Origin of the sequence: Aestuariivirga sp. (assembly GCF_020252395.1) — a bacterium.
Classification (GTDB): domain Bacteria; phylum Pseudomonadota; class Alphaproteobacteria; order Rhizobiales; family Aestuariivirgaceae; genus Aestuariivirga.
The window spans coordinates 1-20,773 of record NZ_JADCDB010000043.1 but is presented as its reverse complement, the minus strand read 5'-3'; the positions used below and the strand labels follow the sequence as shown (position 1 = coordinate 20,773).

The window sequence follows — 20,773 nt, the reverse complement described above, 5'->3', positions numbered from 1 at the left end:
CCTGTTGCGCAAGACCGCAGCACGAACGCTCGACGACCTCACCACTGCCGTCGCCAACGCCCTCTCAGGCTTCACACAAAGCGAATGCGAAAATTTCCTCACTCATGCAGGATATCGAAGCTAACTGTGAAAATGCTCTAGGATCCTTAAGGAGGAGCACGTTCGCACGTGCGATTCAGGGGTCCAACAGCATCGAAGGGTACAATGCGACGCTGGATGATGCTATAGCAGTGGTCGAGGGAGAGCAGCCTCTAGACGAGGGCACGGAGACAGCCTTCGCTATTAAAGGATACAGGGACGCTCTAACCTACATTGGGCAAGCCTCACAAGATCCGTACTTCGAGTTCAGCAAGCAGTTCCTCAAGAGCTTGCATTTCATGATGCTCGGGCACGACATAAGCAAGAATCCAGGGCAATGGCGGCCTGGTAGTGTCGCTGTCGTGAACCAGAGAACCGGAGAGACGGTTTACGAGGCCCCGGACGTGGAGATGGTGAATCCGCTTATTGAGGAGTTCGTTGCCTATCTTAAAGCCGGTACGAAAGAGCCTACCATCATCAAGGCGGCGATGGCGCACTTGAACCTTACGATGATTCATCCATTTCGAGACGGCAACGGAAGGATGGCACGAGCCATCCAAACACTTGTGCTGGCGCAGGGCAGTACGCTTCATCCCGTGTTCTCCAGCATCGAAGAATGGCTCGGCCGCAACACAGAGGAGTACTACACAGTCCTTGCCATAACGGGACATGGCGCCTGGAACCCAGAGCGAGACACGCAAACTTGGGTGCGATTTTGCTTGAAAGCCCACTATCAACAAGCAGCAACACTCATTCGGCGTAACGACGAATATTCAAGGCTATTCGATCAGATCACAGCACTCCTCGCCAGTCTCCGCCTTCCGGATCGCAGCAGTGTCTCCTTGTTCGATACTGCACTTGGCTTCCGGCTCACAAATTCACGCTACCGCGCCGATGCGGAAGTTACGGAATTGGTTGCGTCCAGGGATCTCAAGAAGATTTGCGAAGCCGGGCTGCTCATCCCCATCGGAGAAAAACGAGGGCGCGCTTATCGCGCGTCACCAAGCCTAGCCGAGCTCCGTGCAAGGGTACGAATGCCCAAGCCTCTGGAGAATCCGTACGACTTGGCCGCGCGGCGCCTAAAGAAAGAAGAAACTGATGAAGAACCCCGGCTTCCTGGCCTCTGATGTACCGCAGCAAGTTTCCGTCTTAGCACAATTCAAGCACATAGATTCCTCTCCCGAGATCGGGAAAGGAATGACAGCGCGCCAGCAGTAACGTCCACCGTCCCTTACTTCGGCGCCAGGACCATGACGATCTGGCGGCCTTCGAAGCGGGGTTCCGACTCGACCTTGGCGATCTCGGCAACATCCTTCTTGACGCGGTCGAGGAGCTGCTGGCCCAGTTCCTGGTGGGCCATTTCGCGGCCCCTGAAGCGCAGCGTGATCTTGACCTTGTCGCCCTCCTCGAAGAAGCGTTTAACCGCCTTCATCTTCACATCGTAGTCGTGATCGTCGATCATCGGGCGCATCTTGATCTCCTTGATCTCGATGACCTTCTGCTTCTTGCGTGCCTCGGCGGCCTTCTTCTGTTCCTGAAACTTGAACTTACCGTAGTCGAGGATCTTGCAGACCGGGGGCTTGGCGTCCGGCGAAATCTCGACCAGGTCGAGGTTCGCTTCCTCGGCCATCATGATGGCTTGGCGGATCGGCACGACGCCGACATTGGCGCCATCGGCGCCGATCAGACGCACTTCGCGGGCGTCGATGCGGTGGTTGATCCTGTGTCCTTCTTCCTTTTGCGGGGGGGCGGCTCCGCGGCTGAGTGACGGCCTCCTGGGTGGCATTGACAAGTGGTCTTGCGCTCCTGTGTTCGGGGGCCTGGTGTTTCTCCACCCCCTGTGGTTCGATTACGGATGCTATAGATATTGAATGAGCCGCCCCCGTCAAGCGCGGAAAAGGCCCGGTTTATGAATGGCTGCGGGCGCCTCTTCGGCCAGGGCGCAGTTCCACCACCGCGTCCGGCACCACGACTTGGAAGACGGTTCCCTCCGGCCCAGTTCCCTTGAGCCTGATCTCGCCGCCATGGGCGCGGATCAGCTCCGCCGCGATGGTGAGGCCCAGACCCACGCCGCCCGGCTTCGCGGCGCTCTGGAAGGCTTCGAACAGCTTTGGCCGCACCCGCTCCGGAATGCCGGGGCCATTGTCCCGGACCTCGATCACCACCACCGCGCCTTCCCGCCAGGCGGAGACGATGACGCGGCCATCCATGCCATCGTCCCGCGCTTCCAGCGCCTGGATGGCGTTGCGCATCAGGTTGGTGAGCACGCGGTTCAAATGCTCGCGGTCGGCATCGATGATGAGGCCCGGCGGCACGTGGTTGAACAGCACGACGCGCGAGGAGGCCTGCAGCACGGCGGTGTCGATCACCTCCTCCGCCACGTCCTTGAGCGGCAGGCGCTCGCGCATGGGGGCGGCTTCCTCGGCGCGGCCGAACTTCAGCGTGGCGGTGAGGAAGGAGATGGCGCGGTCGAGGCTGACGATGAGTTTGGGCGCAAAGCGCTTAACCGTCGGGTCCTCCGCCATCGACAGGCGGTCGGAGATCACGTGCGCCGAGGAGAGCATGTTGCGCAGATCGTGGCTCACCTTCGCCACCGCAAGGCCCAAAGCCGCAAGCCGGCTCTTCTGCTGCAGCATGGCGGCGAGTTCCGACTGCATGTCATGAAGCTCGCGCTCGGCGATGCCGATCTCATCGTTGCGCGCCGAGGGGACGATGATGCGCGAGCGGTCCTCCGGGTTCTGCGCGAATATCATCATGTTGCGCGTCAGCCGTTTCATCGGGCGGATGAGCACGATGTTGAGGGCGAGATAGACAAGGCCCGCGACGATGACGGACAGCACGACGGAAAGCAGGAAGATATTGAGACCGGAGCGCAGCATCGCCTCGCGCAGCGGATTTTCGAACAGCGCCACCTCGATCATGTCGCCCGACATGTTGGGCGGCTTGTCGATGACGCCGATGACGCGGCCGCCGGGCTGCAGCAGAACCGCGAAGGCGTCGCCGATGGCCGCGGGCCAGGAGACGTTGCGCAGATCGTAGGAGGCATCGATCATGTGATCGGTCTCGCTTCTGAGCATCAGTTTGCGCGTTTCGCCGCGGGTGAGGGAGACGACGAGCACGCCCGCTCCTTTCAGGATCTCGGTGCGGAGGTCGGGCGAGAGAATGCGGTCGGGGGCGGCTTCTGCCGCGAGCGCCGCGATTTCGGCCTGGGCGATGCGGCCCTTCAGCCACTGGATGCGGAAATTGGCGATGGAGGGCAGGAAGATCAGAACTTCGCCGAGCATGACGAAGAGAATGGTCATGAGCAGCACCTTGCCGGACAGCCCCCGCAGGAGGCCCGGACCCTCGCGCCGCGCGGAGCCGCCCGTCATGGTCTGATCCTGCTCATGAGACCTATTACGTGGCGGACGAGGCGATTGGATGCGAAATCCGCAAAATAACCGATGGCGGCGCGGCGCGAGGCCTCGCCGCGGGTGGGGTAGGGCAGGACGGAGGTGGCGAGCGAGCCGATCCTGAGGCTGCGTTCCAGCGCCAGGATCCAGGGCTGCAGAAGATCGCCCGCGCCCGGCCCCACAATGCCAGCGCCGAGGATGCGGCCGCGGCGGGTGGTGACGATCTTGACGAGGCCCCCGGCGTGGCCTTCGGCAATGGCGCGGTCATTGCCGCTGAAGGGCGCGCGCAGCACGCGGATGGCATCGCCATGGGCGGCGCGCGCCTCAGCCTCGGTAAGGCCGATCTGCGCAAGCTCTGGATCGGTGTAGGTGACATGCGGGATGGCGGCCGCCGCTCTGGCAGGAAGGCCGAACAGCGCGTTGCGGATGACGATGCCGGATTGGTAGCCCGCCTCGTGGGTGAAACGCCCGCCCGCCACGTCGCCGATGGCATAGACGCGGCGGTTCGTCGTGCGCTGGCCCTTGTCGACGGTGATGCCCTTCGGCGTGAAGGCGATGCCCGCGGCGCCGAGCCCGAGATCTTCGATATTGGGCTTGCGGCCGGTGGCGACCAGGAGGTGCGAGCCGGTGAAACTGCGGCCGCCCGCTTCGAGAGCGATGCCCATGCCGGCGCGGGTGACGCGCGTCACGGCGGTCGATGCGGCGATTTCGACGCCTTCCGCCGCAAGCTGCGCAAGCACGGCCGCCGCAAGTTCTGGGTCATCCTGCGCCAGCGGCGTGGCGGCTTCGATGACGGTGACGCGCGCGCCAAGCCGCCGGTGCGCCTGCGCCATCTCCATGCCGATGGGGCCGCCGCCGATGATGAGGAGGTGCGAGGGCAGGGTTTCGTTCGCGAACAGCGTCTCGTTGGTGAGGTAAGGGACATCGCCGAGGCCCGGGATGGGCGGCACGGCCGGGTGAGAGCCGGTGGCGATGACAGTGCGCCGCGCGGTGAAGCGCCGGCCCCCGGCTTCCAGGGTGCGGCCGTCGATGAAACGAGCCGCGGCGCGGACGACGGTGACGCCGAGATCTTCGAAGCGCTGCTGGCTGTCATGATGCGCAATGGCGGCTATGGCGCCCTGCACATGGGCGCGCACCGCGGCGAAGTCGATGTGCGGCTCCACCGATGTGATGCCGGCGCGCGCCGCATCGCGCATCGCCTGGGCCTGCTTCGCGGCGGCGAGCAAGGCCTTGGAGGGCACGCAGCCGGTGTTGAGGCACTCGCCGCCCATCTCGGCTTTTTCGAACAGCACCACGCGCTGCCCGAATTGCACGGCGGCGGCCGCGAAATAGAGGCCGCCGGAGCCCGCGCCGATCACCGCGATGTCGAAGCATTCCGTGCTCATGGCTTATGGCCCTTCCACAGTTTCACCAGCATGGGCGCCAGCGCGACGAGGCCGAGCCCGGTGAGGCCCCACAGCAGCTCCGGCGAGATCAGGGCCGCGGGGCTAAGCGAGACTTGGCAGTTTTCCGCTCCATTCTGCGCGGCGCAGACCTTGAAGGCCAGCGCCTGGTCGTCGATTACCGTGTCGAGGCCGGAGCCAACAAGCGCGAAGGCAATAGCGCCGGGTATGATGCCGATCGCCGTGGCTGCGAGAAAAGTGGCGAACGGCATGCGGCTCAAACCCGCCACGGCATTCACCGTCCAGAAGGGGAAAACGGGGGTGAGACGCAGGAACAGGAGCAGGCTGAAGCCATTCTCGGCAAAGCCGCGCGACAGCCGCGTGAGGAAGGGGCCGGAACGTTCCGCCAGGGCTGCCCCAAGCGATGTCTTCACGATCTGGAAGACGATGGCCGCTCCCGCCGTCGCCGCCAGCGTGGCGATGGGGGCGCTGACCGCCCAGCCGAACAGAAAGCCCCCCGCCAGGCTCATCGCCGCCGCCGCCGGGATCGACAGGGCGACGACAGCCACATAGAGCAGCGCGAAGCCGGCCAGCGCCAGTGCGAAATGACCATCGACCCAGCCGCTGATGGCGTCGCGGTGCTCGATCAGCGCGGGGAGCGAGAGCTGGTTCTGCAGGCCGAGTCCGAAGACCAGCGCCACCAAGCCCAGCAGCACGGCCACCGGCAACCAGCGCCGGGCCCGGGCGAGGGCGGGCAGGGTGTCATCCGGCTGGGGGCGGCTGGCGGGCGTCATCATTGTGTCTGTATGCTTGAACCATCAGGCCGCGGAGCGGAAGGGGGTCACGCTGGCATGCGCCCGCGCCGGCGCCCAGCGTGCCGCGCGCCTCGTTGACTTCGCGCGGCTTTTCCCTCATAAGCCCGGTCCATATTCCCGAGGCCGCTAAGACAGTCGCCTGGGCCTGTCCGGCCTGTTTGGACATGTTGTTGATATCATTGGCTGAACAAGCCGAAATGGAGTTAAGATCGTGAAGCGCACCTACCAGCCGTCCAAGCTCGTCCGCAAGCGCCGTCATGGCTTCCGCGCCCGCATGGCGACGGTTGGCGGCCGCAACGTCCTCGCCCGCCGCCGCGCCAAGGGCCGCAAGCGCCTCTCGGCCTAAGCGCCGGACAGCCTGACAATGGAGCGCCTGAAGCGTCGGCAGGATTTCGTTGCCGCCGCCCGGTCGCAGTATGCTGCAATGCCGGGCCTGGTCGTGCAAATGCGCGCCCGCGGTGACGGGGCCACGCCGCGAGTCGGCTTCACTGCGACGAAGAAGATCGGCAATGCGGTGGTCCGCAACCGGGTGAAGCGCCGGCTGCGCGCGCTGGCTCGGCTGCGGCTTTCGGCAGAAGCCCGCCCCGGCCACGACTATGTGCTGATCGGCCGGGCGTCCACAGCTGAGCGCGCCTTCCCCGACCTCGAGAATGATCTCAGCGCCGCCTTGAAAAGGCTGCACCGCACTGCCCACCTCCCGGCGGACAAGGGAACACCATGAACTTCGAGAACAAGAATTTCATTCTCGCCATCGTGCTGTCGATGCTGATCATCTTCGGCTGGCAGTATTTCTATGCAGGGCCGCTGCAGCAGAAACTGACGGCGCAGACGCAGGTGGCTGAGACGCAGCAAGCCGCCACGCCGGTCAGCGGCGGGGCGGTTCCCGGCATGACGCCGGAGGCGATCGCCGCCTCGCGCGAGGAAGCCCTTGCCAAGTCGCCGCGCCTGGCCATCAAGACTGACTATGTCTCAGGCTCGATCAACCTGAAGGGCGCGATGATCGACGACCTGCACCTGCTGCGCTACCGCGAGACGATCGATCCCAAGAGCCCGACCATCACCTTCTTCTCGCCGTCCGGCACGGCGGGCGCGTTGTTCGCCGAGCAAGGCTTGGTTGCCGCCACCGGCGCGACGGCGAAGCTGCCGGACTCGAACACTCTGTGGACCGCGCCCGCCGGCGCTGTGCTGAGCGAGAATAATCCCGTCACCATCACGTGGGACAATGGCGCGGGCCTGAAGTTCTCCCGCAAGATCCAGATCAGCGACGAATATCTCTTCACTGTCGAGCAGACGGTGGAGAACGGCTCTGCCGCCGCCGTGGCGATGATTCCCTATGCGCGCATCCAGCGTCAGGATACGCCCGTGGTCTCGGGCTACTGGGTGTTCTTCGAAGGCATGCTGGGCTGGCTGGACGGCAGCCTGCACGAGATCCACTACAAGGACGTCAACGGCCAGACCGAGCCCGACCGCCGCGAAACCACGGGTGGGTGGGTCGGATTCACCGACAAGTACTGGGCCGCGGCCGCAATTCCCGACCAGACGGCGCCGGTGACGGCGAGCTTCATCCACACCAAGCTCGGCAGCCGCGACCTCTACCAGACGGACTATCTCGCCAAGACGGCGATGGTGGTGCCGCCGGGCAAGTCGGCCTCCTCGACCAGCCGCCTGTTCGCCGGCGCCAAGGTGGTGCGCACCATCAACGCGATCGAGAACCTGCACCAAATCCAGGGCTTCAGCTATATCATCGACTGGGGCTGGTTCTACTTCCTGACCAAGCCGTTCTTCCATTTGCTCGACTGGATCAAGGGCCTCGTTGGCAATTTCGGCGTGGCCATCCTCATCGCCACCGTGCTCGTCAAGGCGGCGGTCTTCCCGCTTGCCAACAAGTCCTATGCCTCGATGAGCAAGATGAAAAAGCTGCAACCCGAGATGGAGCGGCTGAAGAAGGAATATCCCGACGACAAGATGAAGCAGCAGCAGGAGATGATGGCCCTCTATAAGCGCGAGAAGGTTTCGCCGCTGTCGGGCTGCCTGCCCGTCGTCGTGCAGATTCCCATCTTCTTCGCGCTATACAAGGTGATCCTCACCTCGATCGAACTCAGGCATGCGCCGTTCTTCGGGTGGATCCATGACCTGTCCGCGCCCGATCCGACGAGCCTGTTCAATCTCTTCGGCCTCATCCCCTGGACGCCGCCCCATATGCTGATGATCGGCGTGTGGCCGATCATCATGGGCATCACCATGTGGCTGCAGATGCGCCTTAACCCCACGCCGCCGGACCCGGTGCAGGCGAGCCTGTTCAACTGGATGCCGGTGATGTTCACCTTCATGCTCGGCACATTTCCGGCCGGCCTTGTCATCTACTGGGCGTGGAGCAATACGCTCTCCATCCTGCAGCAGTCCTTCATCATGAAGCGCCATGGCGTCGACATCGACTTCTTCGGCAATGTGAAGAACAGCATCCCCTTCCTGAAGAAGAAGGCCGCCAGTTGAGCGAGGCCTTCACCGATACCCAAATCGACGCGGGCCGCCGTCTGTTCGGTGGCCCGTCGCGTTTCCTGCTGGGTGTCGCGAAGCTCGAGCAGCTGCCGCCCTCCAAGGGCGTGGAGATTGCCTTCGCCGGCCGCTCCAATGTCGGCAAGTCGTCGCTGATCAATGCGCTGACCAATGTCAACGGCCTGGCACGCGCCTCCAACACGCCGGGACGCACCCGGGAGCTCAACTTCTTCGACGTGAACGAAGCGCTGACGCTGGTCGACATGCCGGGCTATGGCTATGCCAAGGCGCCGAAACATGAGGTGAAGCAGTGGCAGGCGGTGCTGAAGGGCTATCTCCGCGGCCGCCCCGGCCTCACCCGCGCCTTCGTGCTGATCGACAGCCGGCACGGCATCCTGAAGGCCGATGAAGAGATGTTCGGCCTCCTCGACGAGGCCGCCGTCACCTACCAGGCGGTGCTGACCAAGACCGACAAGATCAAACCCGCGGAACTCGAAAAAATGCGCGAGACGGTGACGGCGGCGGTCAAGAAGCACCCGGCAGCCTTTCCGCAGATCCATGCCACCTCCAGCGGCAAGGGCCTCGGCATCCCCGAGCTCCGTGCGGAGATCGCCGGGCTGCTTTAGGCCTTTGAAACCGGAACGAATGTCCTGTAGGACGCTTCGCGACTGACGGGGAATCTCCATGGACGAAATCGCCACCACGGCCCGAATCCTATCCGAGGCGCTGCCCTTCCTGCAGCGCTATGACGATCAGATCATCGTGGTGAAATATGGCGGCCACGCCATGGTGGACCCGAAGCTCGCCCACCAGTTCGCACGCGACATGGTGATGCTCAAGGTCTGCGGCCTCAACCCCATCGTGGTGCATGGCGGCGGACCCCAGATCAACAAGATGCTCGACAAGCTGGAAGTTCAGCCGGAGTTTCGCGAGGGCTTGCGCGTCACCGACGAAGCCACCATGTCGGTGGTCGAGATGGTGCTGTCGGGCTCGATCAACAAGTCGATCGTCGCCTCGATCCAGCAGGCGGGCGGCCGCGCGGTCGGCATCTCCGGCAAGGACGGCAACCTGATGATCGCCGGGAAGCTGACCAGGAAGAAGACCGACCCCGAAACCGGCAAGACGGTCGAGATCGACTTCGGCTTCGTCGGCGAGCCGGTGAAGGTCAATACCGAGATCCTCCAGACTATCATGAAGTCCGACGCCATTCCGGTGATCGCGCCCGTCGGCGTGGGCATCAACGGCGAGACCTTCAACGTCAACGCCGACACGGCGGCGGGTGCGGTGGCAACGGCCACGAAGGCCAAGCGTCTGCTGCTGCTGACCGACGTTGCAGGCGTGCTCGACAAGGACAAGAACCTGATCAGCGAACTGGCGGTGGAAGAATTGCCGAAGCTCATCGAGAACGGCACCATCACCGGCGGCATGATCCCCAAGGTGGAAAGTGCCGCGGCGGTGGTCGAGTCCGGGGTTGAGGGCGTCATCATCCTCGATGGCCGGGTGCCGCATTCGGTTCTGCTCGAGCTCCTGACGCCGCATGGCGTGGGCACGCGCATCTCGCGGGCCGGGGCATGAAGGGTTTTGCGCACGTCGATACCTGGGTCTTCGACCTCGACAACACGCTCTACCCGGCCTCCTGCCGGCTGTTCGACCAGATCGACGTGAAGATGGGGAACTTCGTCTCGAAGCTGCTCAACGTCGATTATGACGAAGCAAAGCGCCGCCAAAAGGATATGTTCTACAAATACGGCACCACGCTGCGCGGGCTGATGACCGAGCACGGCATCACGCCGGACGACTTCCTCGACTATGTCCACGACATCGACCATTCGCCGGTGCCGTTGAACAGGCCGCTTGACGATGCGCTGCACGCGCTGCCCGGCCGCAAGCTGATCTTCACCAACGGCACCGTGGCCCATGCCGAGAAGGTGCTGGCCCGCATCGGCATCACGCATCACTTCGGCGGCATCTTCGACATCGTGCATTCGGACTTCATCCCCAAACCCGGGATGGAGCCCTACAAGAAGTTCGTGCGCCAGATGGGGATCACGCCTGGGACCTCCGCCATGTTCGAGGACATCGCCCGCAACCTCGAGGCGCCGCATGCGCTGGGCATGGCAACGGTGCTGGTGGTGAGCCCCGGGAACAACGACGCCGAGCACCTGAACAAGGCTAGCGGCGGCACGGCGCAGGAGCACATCCACCACGTGACCGACGACCTCGCCAGCTTCTTGGCGGGATTGACAAGAGACCTCAAAACCCGGTCTTGACCGGAGAAACCTTTTTGGCGAAAGCCAGCCCGAAACGCACGAGGGGACAGCCATGACCGATCTTCAGACCACCATCGAACAGGCCTGGGAGGCCCGCGACAAGGCCAACCTCGAGACCAAGGGCCCGGTGCGTGACGCCGTGGCGGCCGCCCTCGACCTGCTCGATTCCGGCAAGGCCCGCGTCGCCGAGAAGCGCGACGGCGAATGGCACGTGAACCAGTGGCTGAAGAAGGCGGTGCTGCTGTCCTTCCGTCTGAACGACATGGCTTTGATCTCCGGCGGCCCCGGCGGGTCCAGCTGGTGGGACAAGGTTCCCTCCAAGTTCGATGGCTGGGCCGAGAAGGACTTCCGCGCCGCGGGCTTCCGCACCGTGCCCAACTGCGTGGTTCGCAAGTCGGCCTATATCGCGCCGGGCGCCATCCTTATGCCGTCCTTCGTCAATCTCGGCGCCTATGTGGACACCGGCACCATGGTCGACACCTGGGTGACGGTCGGCTCCTGCGCCCAGATCGGCAAGAACGTGCATCTCTCGGGTGGCGTGGGCATCGGCGGCGTGCTGGAGCCGATGCAGGCCGGCCCCACCATCATTGAGGACAACTGCTTCATCGGCGCCCGCTCCGAGGTGGTCGAGGGCGTCGTCGTGGGCGAAGGCTCGGTCATCTCCATGGGCGTGTTCATCGGCCAGTCGACCAAGATCATCGAGCGCGACACCGGCAGGGTGCACATGGGCAAGGTGCCGCCCTATTCGGTGGTTGTCTCGGGCTCGCTGCCGCAGAAGCCCTATGCAGATGGCTCGCCCTCGCCGTCGCTCTACTGCGCGGTGATCGTCAAGCGGGTGGACGAGAAGACGCGGTCGAAGACTTCGATCAACGAGCTGCTGCGGGACTGAATTACCATTTATCGTTGCAAATCAATCTGGCGGCATCTATCTCAGATTAAGATCGTTCATGCCTTACATGCGATAAGAGGCGGAAAGAATAGTGGAACTATGGTGGCTTTTCTTCAGGCTGGAGGGACGCGTCCGCCGACTGGACTATTGGTTAGGTGTGGTCGTGCTTACCGTCCCCGCCGTCGGGGCGTACTTTCTTGACCGCGCGACTGGAAATGCCGACGCGGACGGCTTCGGCCCGTTCTCCGCAGTCGTGACGGCGGTCACCTCCTGGTCCTGGATCGCTCTTCACGCGAAACGCTGGCACGACCGCGACAAATCCGGCTGGTGGACGCTGATCGGCCTCGTGCCGTTCATCGGTGCTGTATGGATGCTCATCGAACTGGGCGTCCTTCGGGGCACGGATGGCGCCAATAAGTATGGGCCGGATCCGCTGAGCGATTAGAGCCGTGCCGGAATGGCGACGCGAGTACCGCAAAGACGGCAAGTGTGATGGGCGCGGCGAGGTGCTGATTCCCTCCCGCGCGGCGATGCTCTACACTGCTCTCCATGAAGAACACCCCGACCGATCCCGTTCCGCTGCTGCAGGACCTGATCCGAGCCAAGTCCGTCACGCCCGCCGAGGGGGGAGCGCTGACCTATCTCGAGAACCTGCTCTCAACCCATGGCTTCGTCTGCCAGCGGCTGATCTTCCGCGAGGCGGGAACGCCCGATGTCGAGAACCTCTTTGCGCGGATCGGGACGGGGAGCCCACATCTCTGCTTCGCGGGGCACACCGACGTCGTGCCGGAGGGCATCGTGGAGAGCTGGACGCACCAGCCCTTTGCCGCCGAGATTGCCGATGGCTTCGTCTATGGCCGCGGCGCCACTGACATGAAGGGTTCGGTTGCGGCCTTCGCCGGGGCTGCCATCGACTTCGTGCGGAGTGCCGGAAAGTTCAAGGGCTCGCTCTCCTTCCTCATCACCGGTGACGAGGAAGGCCCTGCCATCAACGGCACGGTGAAGGTGCTGCAGTGGATGCGCGAGAACGGGCACATTCCCGACCATTGCATCGTCGGCGAGCCGAGCTGCGCGGAACGGCTCGGCGACACCATCAAGATCGGGCGCCGGGGGTCGGTGAGTTTCACCGTGACGGTCGATGGCCGGCAGGGCCATGCCGCCTATCCGCACAAGGCCGACAACCCGATCCCCAAGCTCGTGCGCTTCGTCGACCGCATCGCTCACGCCGCACTCGACGAGGGCAATGACCACTTCGACCCTTCGACGCTCGCCGTCACCACCTTCGACGTCGGCAACCCGGCGGGCAATGTCATCCCGTCGCGCGCCACCACCAAGTTCAATATCCGCTTCTCGACGGAGCACAGCTTTGCCTCGCTGCGGCAGTGGGTGGACGCGCAGGTCGCCGTGGTGAAGTCCGAGATGGGCGGCACGTGGACGGTGTGCGCCACCGAGGGAGCCGATGCCTTCATCACCGAGCCCGGACGCTTCGTCGGTCTGGTGCAGGATGCAGTGGAGCATGAGACTGGCGTGCTGCCCAAGCTCTCCACCAGTGGCGGTACGTCGGACGCGCGCTTCTTGAAGGATTATTGCCCGGTGCTGGAATTCGGCCCGACCAATGCCACGATTCACCAGACGGACGAGCGCATTGCGATCGGCGAACTGCGCGCCACGCAGGCCGTCTACGCCCGCATCATCGCGGATTACTTCTCGGCGGAACTGTAGCCGACGCGCAGCAGGTAGAGCCCGTCCGGCGGGGCCACCGGCCCGCAGGCTGTGCGGTCCGCCGCGTCCAGAGCGCGCTTCATGTCATGCGGCGTCCACTTGCCCTCGCCGACAAGGCGCAGCGAACCCACCATCGAGCGCACCTGGTTGTGCAGGAAGGAGCGCGCATCGGCGCGCAGCTCGATCAGTTCGCCATAGCGCGCAACCTCGAAACGGTCGAGCGTCTTCACCGGCGAATTGGCCTGGCACTGCGCGGCGCGGAAGGTGGTGAAGTCATGCTTGCCGACGAGTTGCTGTGCCGCCTCGTGCATCGCATCCGAGTCGAGGTCGACCGGCAGCCACCACACCTTGCCGCGGTCGAGTGCCGGCGGCGCACGGCGGTTGAGGATGCGGTAGAGGTAATAGCGGCGCGTGGCGGAGAAGCGGGCATGGAAGTCTTGCCCCACTTCTTCCGCCTCGAGCACGCTCACCGGGTGCCCGCGTGTGTTGCCATTGAGCGCATTGCGGAGCTTGAACGGGTCCCACGCCTTGGCGAGATCGACATGCGCCACCTGCGCCAGTGCATGCACGCCCGCATCGGTGCGGCCCGCGCCATAGACCATGGAATGGCCGCCGTTGATGATGCTGACGGCGCGCTCCAGCACGTCCTGCACAGAGGTGCCGCCCGCTTGGGATTGCCAGCCGGTGAAGGGGCCGCCGTCATATTCGATGGTGAGGCGATAGCGCGGCATCACGCGGCCTCCGTGCCCTTGGGGATGGGGAAGCCACGGAGGAACCCCGACGCCTCCACGGCGCCCTTGCCCTCGCGCTGGAGCTTGAGGAGACGGATCGCACCTGAGCCGCAGGCGATGGTGAGTGCATCGTCGAGGAAGGTTCCGGGCGTGCCCTGGCCAGCGGTGACGTCGCACAGCAGCGCCTTGAGGCGCGTGCCCTTCACCGGGAACCACGCGCCGGGGAAGGGCGAGAGGCCGTGGATGCGGTTGCGCACGTCGTCCGCGCTCCTGGTGAAGTCGATGCGGGCCTCAGACTTGTCGATCTTCTTCGCATAGGTCACGCCGTCCTCTGGCTGTGGCGTACAGCTGATCTCCGTCTGGGCCAGCACCTCGACCATCAGTCGCGCGCCGAGGCTGGCGAGTTCATCATGCAGCGACTGCGCGGTGGTCGTGGGCGTGATGGCGACGCGTCCCGTCTTGCACATCGGGCCCGTGTCGAGCCCTTCCTCCATGCGCATGATGGTAACGCCGGTCTCGGCATCGCCCGACATGATGGCGCGCTGGATGGGAGCCGCACCCCGCCAGCGCGGCAACAGCGAGGCGTGAACGTTGAAGCAGCCCAAGCGCGGCGCATCGAGCACCGGCTTCGGCAGCAGCAGGCCATAGGCAACGACGACGGCCGCATCTGCCTTGAGCGCCGCAAAGCGGGCCTGTTCTTCCTCCGGCTTGAGCGAGGTGGGGGTTCGCACCGCGATGCCCTGTTCTGCGGCAAAGGCGTGGACGGGCGACGGCCGTTCCGCCATGCCGCGGCCGGCGGGGCGCGGTGGCTGGGAATAGACTGAAGCCACCTCGTGGCCTGCGGCGATCAGGGCCTTCAGCGTTGCGACCGCGAAGTCCGGCGTGCCCATGAAGACGAGACGCATGGGCTTCAGAGCTTTCCGAGCTTGTGGGCCTTCTGGAATTTCTTGATCACCCGCTCGCGCTTCAGCCGCGAGATGTGGTCGATGAACAGCACACCGTTCAAATGGTCGATCTCGTGCTGCAGGCAGGTGGCCATCAGCCCGGTGGCGTGCATTTCGTTCGGCTCGCCCTGGCGGTTGAGGTAGCGCACCTTGATCTCTGCGGGCCTGGTGACCATCTCGTAGTAATCGGGGATCGAAAGGCAGCCTTCCTCGTAATCGCTCTGCTGCTCGCTCGCCCACGTGATTTCCGGATTGGCGACGAAGAGCGGCGCCTTGGGCTCGCCGTCCTTGGCCAGGTCGATCACCAGCAGGCGCTGCGGCACGCCGACCTGGATCGCGGCAAGGCCGATGCCGGGGGCACGGTACATGGTCTCCAGCATGTCGTCCCACAGCGCCTTCACGTGGGAATCGATGGTTGCCACGGGCTTCGACACCTCGCGGAGCGTCTTCTCGTCGGGGAGCGTTATGATCGGGAGGAGCGACATGGCCGTCCCATAGTCAAGCCGTGAACGCCGGTCAATCAGGCCTCAGGGGCTGATGCAGGGGGTGCGCTCGTAGCCGTGGCCCACATAGGTATCGGTGGCCGGGTCATAGCTGCGGTAGCGGGCGCTGCACCAGGCCTCATGGCTTGAACCGGAGTGCCGCTGCGCGGCCGGCGGGCGGAAATCGCCGTAGCGGTGGACCTGGAAGGGTTTCTGGTACCAGTAGCTGCCGGGACGGGCCACCATGGCGCGCTGGAACGGCGTGTAATCCATCCGGGCCGCGCATTCGAAAATTCCGTCGGCGCAGGTCTTTTCGATCACATAGGGCTTCCAGGTCTTCACGCCGTCCTTGTCCGTGCCATAGGGATCGGAGGCCCAGGCGCCGGCCGCCAGCGCAGCGATGCCGGGGAGGCCCAGAAGGGGGGCGAGGATCGTCCTGAACATGGCTGAAATTCTCCCTGAAATCCCCTCCGGGCGGGGACGCTGACGGATGGTCAGAATGCAGCCCGGCGCAGTGCTTTGCAAGCCGCCGCGCTTGCCTTTTGTTCCCCGAGCGCCCATATAGCCTTCCGGGAGGTTGGCGGCGGACGTGCCGCTCGCCAACCGGGTCAGGTCCGGAAGGAAGCAGCCCCAACGAGACCGGAACGGGTTGCCCGTCCAGCCTCCCACCCTTTAAGCTCCCCCGCGGATGCCCGCCATGGACGAGACACAGAGCGGCGCGAACCCGGGCGGCTATCGCGTTCTTGCCCGGAAATACCGCCCGCGCACCTTCCCTGACCTCATCGGCCAGGAAGCGATGGTGCGCACCCTCACCAACGCCTTCGCCTCCGGCCGAATCGCGCAGGGCTTCATGCTGACGGGTGTGCGCGGCGTCGGCAAGACGACCACCGCCCGCCTGATCGCCCGCGCCCTGAACTATGGCGACCGGCCGGCCATCGACATGGCTGAGATGGGTCCGCACTGCGAGGCCATCCTCGAATCGCGCCACATGGACGTGATCGAGATGGACGCTGCCTCCAACACCGGCGTCGACAACATGCGCGAGATCATCGACAGCGTGCGCTATGCACCCGTCCAGGCGCGCTACAAGGTCTATATCATCGACGAAGTGCACATGCTCTCGAAGAGCGCCTTCAACGCGCTGCTCAAGACACTGGAAGAGCCGCCGCCGCATGTGAAGTTCATCTTCGCCACCACCGAGATCAACAAGGTTCCCGTCACCATCCTGTCGCGCTGCCAGCGCTTCGACCTGAAGCGGCTCGATGCCGCGCTCCTTGCCTCGCACTACGGCAATATCGCGGTGAAGGAAGGTGTCGAGGCCGAGGCGGACGCACTTGCCATGATCGCGCGCGCGGCCGAAGGCTCGGTGCGTGACGGGTTGTCGCTGCTTGACCAGGCCATCGCCTATGGCGAGGGCAAGGTGAAGGCGGCGGATGTCGCCGCCATGCTGGGCCTCATGGACCGCTCGCGCATCATCGACCTTTTCGAGAAGGTGATGGCGGGCGACGCCAAGGGCGCCATCGAGGAGATCGAAGCGCAGCATCAGAGCGGCGGCGATCCGGCCACAATTCTCAGCGGCCTTGCCGATTATGTGCACTGGGTCACGCGCCTCAAGGTGGTGAAGGAAGGCGCACTCGCGGATTCCTCGCGCACCGAGGCGGAGAAGACGCGTGGCGCCGGGCACGCGCGGAAATGCGGCATTGCGCATCTGACGCGAGCCTGGTCCATGCTGCTCAAGGGCATCCGCGAGGCGGATATCCATTCCGACCCGCTGATGGCGGCCGAGATGGTGCTGATCCGCCTCTGCCATGCCGCCGATCTTCCGGGCGGCGAGGAACTCGCCAAGATCGTCAAGCAGGCGCAATCCTCCGAGCGCGTGGCGCCGATGAGCGCGCGCGAGCTGCTGCGTAACAATTCCGATACACCCGTCGAATCGCGGGGCGCGCTCGCGGTGAAGCCGCAGGTGGCCGCCCCGGCGGAAACGCGCGCCTTCTCGAGCCTCAAGGACCTGGTGGCGCTTGCGACCGAGAAGCGCGACATCAAGCTCAAGACCGATCTCGAAAGCATGATCCGCCCGATCCGCGTGGCGCCGGGGCAGTTCGAGCTGGCGCTGGAGCCCGGCGCATATCCGGGTCTCGCCAACGAGATTGGCCGTAAGCTCGAAGCCTTTACGGGCATGCGCTGGATCGTGATGGTGGCAAAGGACGGCGGCGAAAAGCCGGTGGCCCGCCAGCGCCAGGAGGCCAAGGACAACCTGTTCATGACCGCGCGCGAACACCCGGACGTGCAGGCGGTGCTGAAGCGTTTCCCCGGGGCGGAGATCGTCGACGTCAAGCTGCCCGATGACAGCCTGCCGTCCCCCAACATGAGTGAGAGCGATGAAGAACCTCGGTGACATGATGAAACAGGTCCAGGCCATGCAGTCCCGCATGGCCGAGATGCAGGCCAAGCTGGAGCAGGCCACCGTCACCGGCCAGTCTGGCGGCGGGCTTGTGAAGGTGACACTCTCCGGCAAGGGTGTCATGACCGCGCTCTTCATCGACCCCTCGCTGATGAAGGCGGAGGAGAAGGACATTCTCGAGGACCTGATCCTCGCCGCCCACACCGATGCCAAGTCCAAGTCCGAAGCCATGATGGCGGAGGAGATGAAGTCGGTGACCGGCGGCTTGCCGCTGCCGCCCGGCTTCAAGCTGCCCTTCTGATGTCGCGCCGCACGACAGGACCCGAGATCGAGAGGCTGATCCAGCTCCTGGCGAAACTGCCGGGGCTCGGCCCCCGCTCGGCCCGGCGTGCGGCCCTGTTCCTGATCAAGAACCGCGAACGCCTTCTGGCCCCCATGGCGCTCGCCATGGCGGAAGCGCGGGAGAAGGTCACAATTTGCATGGAATGCGGCAATGTCGACACGGTGGATCCCTGCACGCTCTGCACCGACGTGCGGCGTGACCGCACCACGATCTGCGTCGTGGAGGAGGTGGGCGATCTCTGGGCGCTGGAACGCGCGGGCGCCTGGAATGGCCTCTATCACGTTCTCGGCGGCACGCTGTCGGCGATCGAGGGTGTCCACCCGGAGGACCTCGCAATCGGGTCTCTGATCGAGCGTGCCGGTCAGGCGCAAACAAAGGAAGTAGTGCTGGCGCTGAACGCCACGGTCGAGGGACAGACCACCGCTCACTATATCACGGAGCGCCTGAAGACGCTGGGCATCGCCACCTCGCGCCTCGCCCATGGCGTGCCGGTCGGCGGCGAGCTGGATTACCTCGACGAGGGCACGCTGACCCAGGCGATCAGGGCAAGGCGGCCCTTGTAAGCGTGAGCGGAATCGGCAGTTGCTGGCCCGTCGCCGCCTCCGCCAGCTGCATGAAATATCTGGTTGGCGTTAAACTTTAGCAATATCCGTCAGTGCCACTTGAAAGGTCTGAACAAAGTCCCAACTCCCGATATGTCGAGAAATATTGGGATCACAAGACATGATGTATTCTTCCGGTGTCATCGCTTTGGCAGCCGTAATGCTGGCATCACCAGTTGCTGCATCTGAACGGGATGCGACGCCATCCGAGCGCGATCGGGTCGTACAGCACCTCAAGAAGGTGGGCTATACGCGGATTTCCGATGTCGATGTCGTCAATGGCCGGTTTGAGGCTGACGCGATATCGCGCGCAGGAGCCGACGTCGATGTCATCGTGGACATGAAGACTCTGAACGTCATTAGAGAAAATCCATCGTAGTCGGTTTGCGGGTACTGCACACCGGACTGGATTGGGGTCCCGAAGAATTCGAGGGGCGTGGATCAGCACATTGCAGGCGCGCCCCTCCTTCTCGGCTTTGCCCGCCTCCGAGCGGGCGATCCTTTCTGGCTGCCACGGAAAAGGATGCCAGGGTCAAGCCGTAGCATGAAGAAATGGGGGAGAAAGCTCCGATGCCGCCATCAGGCCTTGGCATCACGAGGCAATGGCGAAAACTCTGATCGGGGCGCCGTCACCCACGCTCCACCAGCTTCGGCCGCGTGGCTTCCATCTCTTCCTGCAAATCCAGGCTCTCGATCCTCAGCCCCCGCCGAGTCACCTTGTCGGCGGAGACACCGAGTTTTTCGAGGTCCACCGCGGCGGCACCGAAATGCTTCTGCAGGTCGCCCACGCGCTCCCTCAGCCGGCCCACGTCGTCGAGCAGCTTCGTCACCTCCACCTTGATGAGGCCCGCCTGCTCGCGCATGCGGGCGTCGCGGAAGATGGCCTGGAGGGTCTGGACGAGCAGCATCAGCACATTGGGCGAGGCGATGATGACGCGGGCGCGATGCGCCTTCTGGATCACGTCCTCGAAGGTCTCGTAGAGCTCGGCATAGACGGACTCGGAGGGCACGAACATGATCGCCGTCTCATGCGTTTCGCCGGGCAGGAGATATTTCTCCGCAATGTCCTTCACGTGTTTCAGCACGTCGCCCCTGAGCCGCGCCTCGGCGTTGCGCAGCCCGGTTTCGCCTCTTGCCGCCTTCAACGCATTGAAAGCCTCGAGCGGGAACTTGGCGTCGATCACCAGCTTGATGTCCGAATCCGGCAGCGACACCAGGCAGTCGGGCCGGGTGTTGTTGCTCAAGGCGCCCTGGAAGGCATAGGCCTGCGATGGCAGCCCGTCGCGGATGATCGCCTCCATGCGCGCCTGGCCATAGGCGCCGCGCGCCTGCTTGTTGGACAGGATGTCCTTGAGGCTCAGCATCTCGCCCGACAGCGCAGCGATGTTCTTCTGTGCCGCGTCGATGACCGCGAGGCGCTCATGCAGCTGCTTCAGCGATTGGCCGGTGCGCTCCGCCTGGTCGGTGAGGCGCTCGTCGAGGGTGGAGACGAGCTGGATCTGCGAGCCCTGGGCTTGGTCGACGAGGCTCTTGAGCGCGCCGGAGAGTTCGGCGATGCGGTATTCGAGGTCCGCGGCGCGGCGCTGGGCGGAGATCGACTCGGCCGCGCGGTTCGCCTGGGCCCGCCATGACAGCACGACGGCTGCGATGAGCAGTAGCAGGGCTAAGAGCCCGGCGGCCAACAGCAAATGAAGGAGCGTGACGGGAGAGCCGCCGATCTCAAGCAGGGTGCGGTTGAGGTCCATGGATGAAGACTACGCCGATTCGGTTCCCCAAAGTTAAGTGGCCCGCCCATACCGGCAGGGTATGGACGGGCCTATGGCCTTCACGGCTCGGGACGGCGACAGGAGCCATGCTGGCCAAACTGGCAGTCGGTTGCGTCTATCAACGCAGAGCCTGCGGGCAGGGTCCGGAAGAATTGCACAAACGTTGTACCGACCGGCCCTCAAACATCAAAATGTCCTCCAAACCCGGCGGGAGCGGGGAGGGCGCATGGCATTATGGTGGCGGGATCGTTGACCCGCCGTACAATGGCCGGCTTGCGGACCTTGGCGCACGTTCCGATCAGGTGGAATCACCTGATCGATAAGAATATGCGCCAGATCAATAGCTTGAGCATGATCTTATCGCAAAAGTGGGTTCCACTCTTGCGCATCATGCTTCTAGAGCATTTTCACAGTTAGCTTCGATATCCTGCATGAGTGAGGAAATTTTCGCATTCGCTTT

23 protein-coding genes and 1 other RNA gene are annotated in these 20,773 nt (G+C 64.2%); 15 read left to right on the top strand and 9 right to left on the bottom strand.

Translation table 11 applies throughout. From position 1 onward, the window contains the following. Positions 1 to 1,205: Fic family protein (locus IOC82_RS16810; RefSeq protein WP_290547350.1), on the top strand; the 1,205-nt coding region annotated here is incomplete at its 5' end. Between the two features lie 104 nt (positions 1,206 to 1,309). Here the strand turns inward: IOC82_RS16810 and infC are convergent. The 4 genes from infC to IOC82_RS16790 all read right to left on the bottom strand — a co-directional run bounded on the left by infC (position 1,310) and on the right by IOC82_RS16790 (position 5,649). Continuing rightward, the gene (gene infC, locus IOC82_RS16805) at positions 1,310 to 1,864 is read right to left on the bottom strand and encodes a translation initiation factor IF-3 (RefSeq protein WP_290547351.1); all 555 of its coding nucleotides are present in this window, start codon (positions 1,862 to 1,864) and stop codon (positions 1,310 to 1,312) included. Positions 1,865 to 1,985: 121 nt separating this feature from the next. Next, the gene (locus IOC82_RS16800; RefSeq protein WP_290547349.1) at positions 1,986 to 3,449 is read right to left on the bottom strand and encodes a HAMP domain-containing sensor histidine kinase; all 1,464 of its coding nucleotides are present in this window, start codon (positions 3,447 to 3,449) and stop codon (positions 1,986 to 1,988) included. Then, a complete protein-coding gene (locus IOC82_RS16795; protein WP_290547348.1) occupies positions 3,446 to 4,855 on the bottom strand; it encodes an FAD-dependent oxidoreductase in 1,410 nt (469 codons plus the stop codon). Before IOC82_RS16795 ends, IOC82_RS16800 begins: the two co-directional genes overlap by 4 nt. Then, positions 4,852 to 5,649: a VTT domain-containing protein gene (locus tag IOC82_RS16790; protein ID WP_290547347.1), complete on the bottom strand. Its 798-nt coding sequence runs from the start codon at positions 5,647 to 5,649 to the stop codon at positions 4,852 to 4,854. The genes IOC82_RS16795 and IOC82_RS16790 overlap by 4 nt, the downstream gene beginning before the upstream one ends. Before the next feature lie 229 nt (positions 5,650 to 5,878). On the opposite strand from IOC82_RS16790, the gene rpmH reads away from it, so the two are divergent. The 9 genes from rpmH to dapE all read left to right on the top strand — a co-directional run bounded on the left by rpmH (position 5,879) and on the right by dapE (position 13,044). Next, complete coding sequence (gene rpmH, locus IOC82_RS16785) at positions 5,879 to 6,013, top strand: 50S ribosomal protein L34 (RefSeq protein WP_111198758.1); 135 nt, start codon at positions 5,879 to 5,881, stop codon at positions 6,011 to 6,013. A gap of 18 nt (positions 6,014 to 6,031) precedes the next feature. Then, complete coding sequence (gene rnpA / locus IOC82_RS16780; protein ID WP_290547346.1) at positions 6,032 to 6,388, top strand: ribonuclease P protein component; 357 nt, start codon at positions 6,032 to 6,034, stop codon at positions 6,386 to 6,388. Next, positions 6,385 to 8,160 (top strand): membrane protein insertase YidC, encoded by a 1,776-nt coding sequence (gene yidC / locus IOC82_RS16775; RefSeq protein ID WP_290547345.1) that lies wholly within the window; start codon positions 6,385 to 6,387, stop codon positions 8,158 to 8,160. The genes rnpA and yidC overlap by 4 nt, the downstream gene beginning before the upstream one ends. Beyond that, entirely contained in the window at positions 8,157 to 8,789 is a 633-nt protein-coding gene (gene yihA / locus IOC82_RS16770) for a ribosome biogenesis GTP-binding protein YihA/YsxC (protein ID WP_290547344.1), read from the top strand. The genes yidC and yihA overlap by 4 nt, the downstream gene beginning before the upstream one ends. 58 nt (positions 8,790 to 8,847) lie before the next feature. After that, positions 8,848 to 9,738, top strand: a complete 891-nt coding sequence (argB, locus tag IOC82_RS16765; protein ID WP_290547343.1) for an acetylglutamate kinase — start codon at positions 8,848 to 8,850, stop codon at positions 9,736 to 9,738. Further along, complete coding sequence (locus IOC82_RS16760) at positions 9,735 to 10,433, top strand: pyrimidine 5'-nucleotidase (RefSeq protein WP_290547342.1); 699 nt, start codon at positions 9,735 to 9,737, stop codon at positions 10,431 to 10,433. Before argB ends, IOC82_RS16760 begins: the two co-directional genes overlap by 4 nt. A gap of 52 nt (positions 10,434 to 10,485) precedes the next feature. Next, on the top strand, positions 10,486 to 11,322 hold the full coding sequence (gene dapD / locus IOC82_RS16755) for a 2,3,4,5-tetrahydropyridine-2,6-dicarboxylate N-succinyltransferase (protein WP_290547341.1): 837 nt from the start codon (positions 10,486 to 10,488) through the stop codon (positions 11,320 to 11,322). Positions 11,323 to 11,413: 91 nt separating this feature from the next. Then, complete coding sequence (locus tag IOC82_RS16750; protein ID WP_290547340.1) at positions 11,414 to 11,767, top strand: DUF805 domain-containing protein; 354 nt, start codon at positions 11,414 to 11,416, stop codon at positions 11,765 to 11,767. Positions 11,768 to 11,871: 104 nt separating this feature from the next. Continuing rightward, complete coding sequence (gene dapE / locus IOC82_RS16745; protein WP_290547339.1) at positions 11,872 to 13,044, top strand: succinyl-diaminopimelate desuccinylase; 1,173 nt, start codon at positions 11,872 to 11,874, stop codon at positions 13,042 to 13,044. On the opposite strand, the gene truA is transcribed toward dapE, so the two are convergent. Genes truA through IOC82_RS16725 form a run of 4 tightly spaced genes read right to left on the bottom strand, consistent with a single transcriptional unit; the run spans position 13,023 to position 15,645 of the window. Further along, the gene (gene truA / locus IOC82_RS16740) at positions 13,023 to 13,775 is read right to left on the bottom strand and encodes a tRNA pseudouridine(38-40) synthase TruA (RefSeq protein ID WP_290547338.1); all 753 of its coding nucleotides are present in this window, start codon (positions 13,773 to 13,775) and stop codon (positions 13,023 to 13,025) included. The genes dapE and truA overlap by 22 nt on opposite strands. Next, on the bottom strand, positions 13,775 to 14,680 hold the full coding sequence (fmt, locus tag IOC82_RS16735) for a methionyl-tRNA formyltransferase (RefSeq protein WP_290547337.1): 906 nt from the start codon (positions 14,678 to 14,680) through the stop codon (positions 13,775 to 13,777). The genes truA and fmt overlap by 1 nt, the downstream gene beginning before the upstream one ends. Before the next feature lie 5 nt (positions 14,681 to 14,685). Continuing rightward, complete coding sequence (gene def / locus IOC82_RS16730) at positions 14,686 to 15,204, bottom strand: peptide deformylase (protein ID WP_290547336.1); 519 nt, start codon at positions 15,202 to 15,204, stop codon at positions 14,686 to 14,688. 42 nt (positions 15,205 to 15,246) lie between these two features. Beyond that, positions 15,247 to 15,645, bottom strand: a complete 399-nt coding sequence (locus tag IOC82_RS16725) for a BA14K family protein (RefSeq protein WP_290547335.1) — start codon at positions 15,643 to 15,645, stop codon at positions 15,247 to 15,249. Positions 15,646 to 15,773: 128 nt separating this feature from the next. On the opposite strand from IOC82_RS16725, the gene ffs reads away from it, so the two are divergent. The 5 genes from ffs (at position 15,774) to IOC82_RS16700 (ending at position 18,926) form a co-directional block, all read left to right on the top strand. Then, positions 15,774 to 15,870, top strand: an RNA gene (ffs, locus tag IOC82_RS16720) — signal recognition particle sRNA small type. 28 nt (positions 15,871 to 15,898) lie between these two features. Next, positions 15,899 to 17,596, top strand: coding sequence for a DNA polymerase III subunit gamma/tau (locus IOC82_RS16715; protein WP_290547334.1), 1,698 nt, complete (start codon positions 15,899 to 15,901; stop codon positions 17,594 to 17,596). After that, entirely contained in the window at positions 17,580 to 17,903 is a 324-nt protein-coding gene (locus tag IOC82_RS16710; RefSeq protein ID WP_290547333.1) for a YbaB/EbfC family nucleoid-associated protein, read from the top strand. The genes IOC82_RS16715 and IOC82_RS16710 overlap by 17 nt, the downstream gene beginning before the upstream one ends. Next, the gene (gene recR, locus IOC82_RS16705; protein WP_290547332.1) at positions 17,903 to 18,508 is read left to right on the top strand and encodes a recombination mediator RecR; all 606 of its coding nucleotides are present in this window, start codon (positions 17,903 to 17,905) and stop codon (positions 18,506 to 18,508) included. The genes IOC82_RS16710 and recR overlap by 1 nt, the downstream gene beginning before the upstream one ends. 160 nt (positions 18,509 to 18,668) lie before the next feature. Further along, the gene (locus IOC82_RS16700) at positions 18,669 to 18,926 is read left to right on the top strand and encodes a PepSY domain-containing protein (RefSeq protein ID WP_290547331.1); all 258 of its coding nucleotides are present in this window, start codon (positions 18,669 to 18,671) and stop codon (positions 18,924 to 18,926) included. 250 nt (positions 18,927 to 19,176) lie between these two features. Here IOC82_RS16700 and rmuC read toward each other — a convergent pair whose 3' ends face one another. Next, positions 19,177 to 20,292: a DNA recombination protein RmuC gene (gene rmuC, locus IOC82_RS16695; RefSeq protein WP_290547330.1), complete on the bottom strand. Its 1,116-nt coding sequence runs from the start codon at positions 20,290 to 20,292 to the stop codon at positions 19,177 to 19,179. Between the last annotated feature and the right edge of the window lie 481 nt (positions 20,293 to 20,773).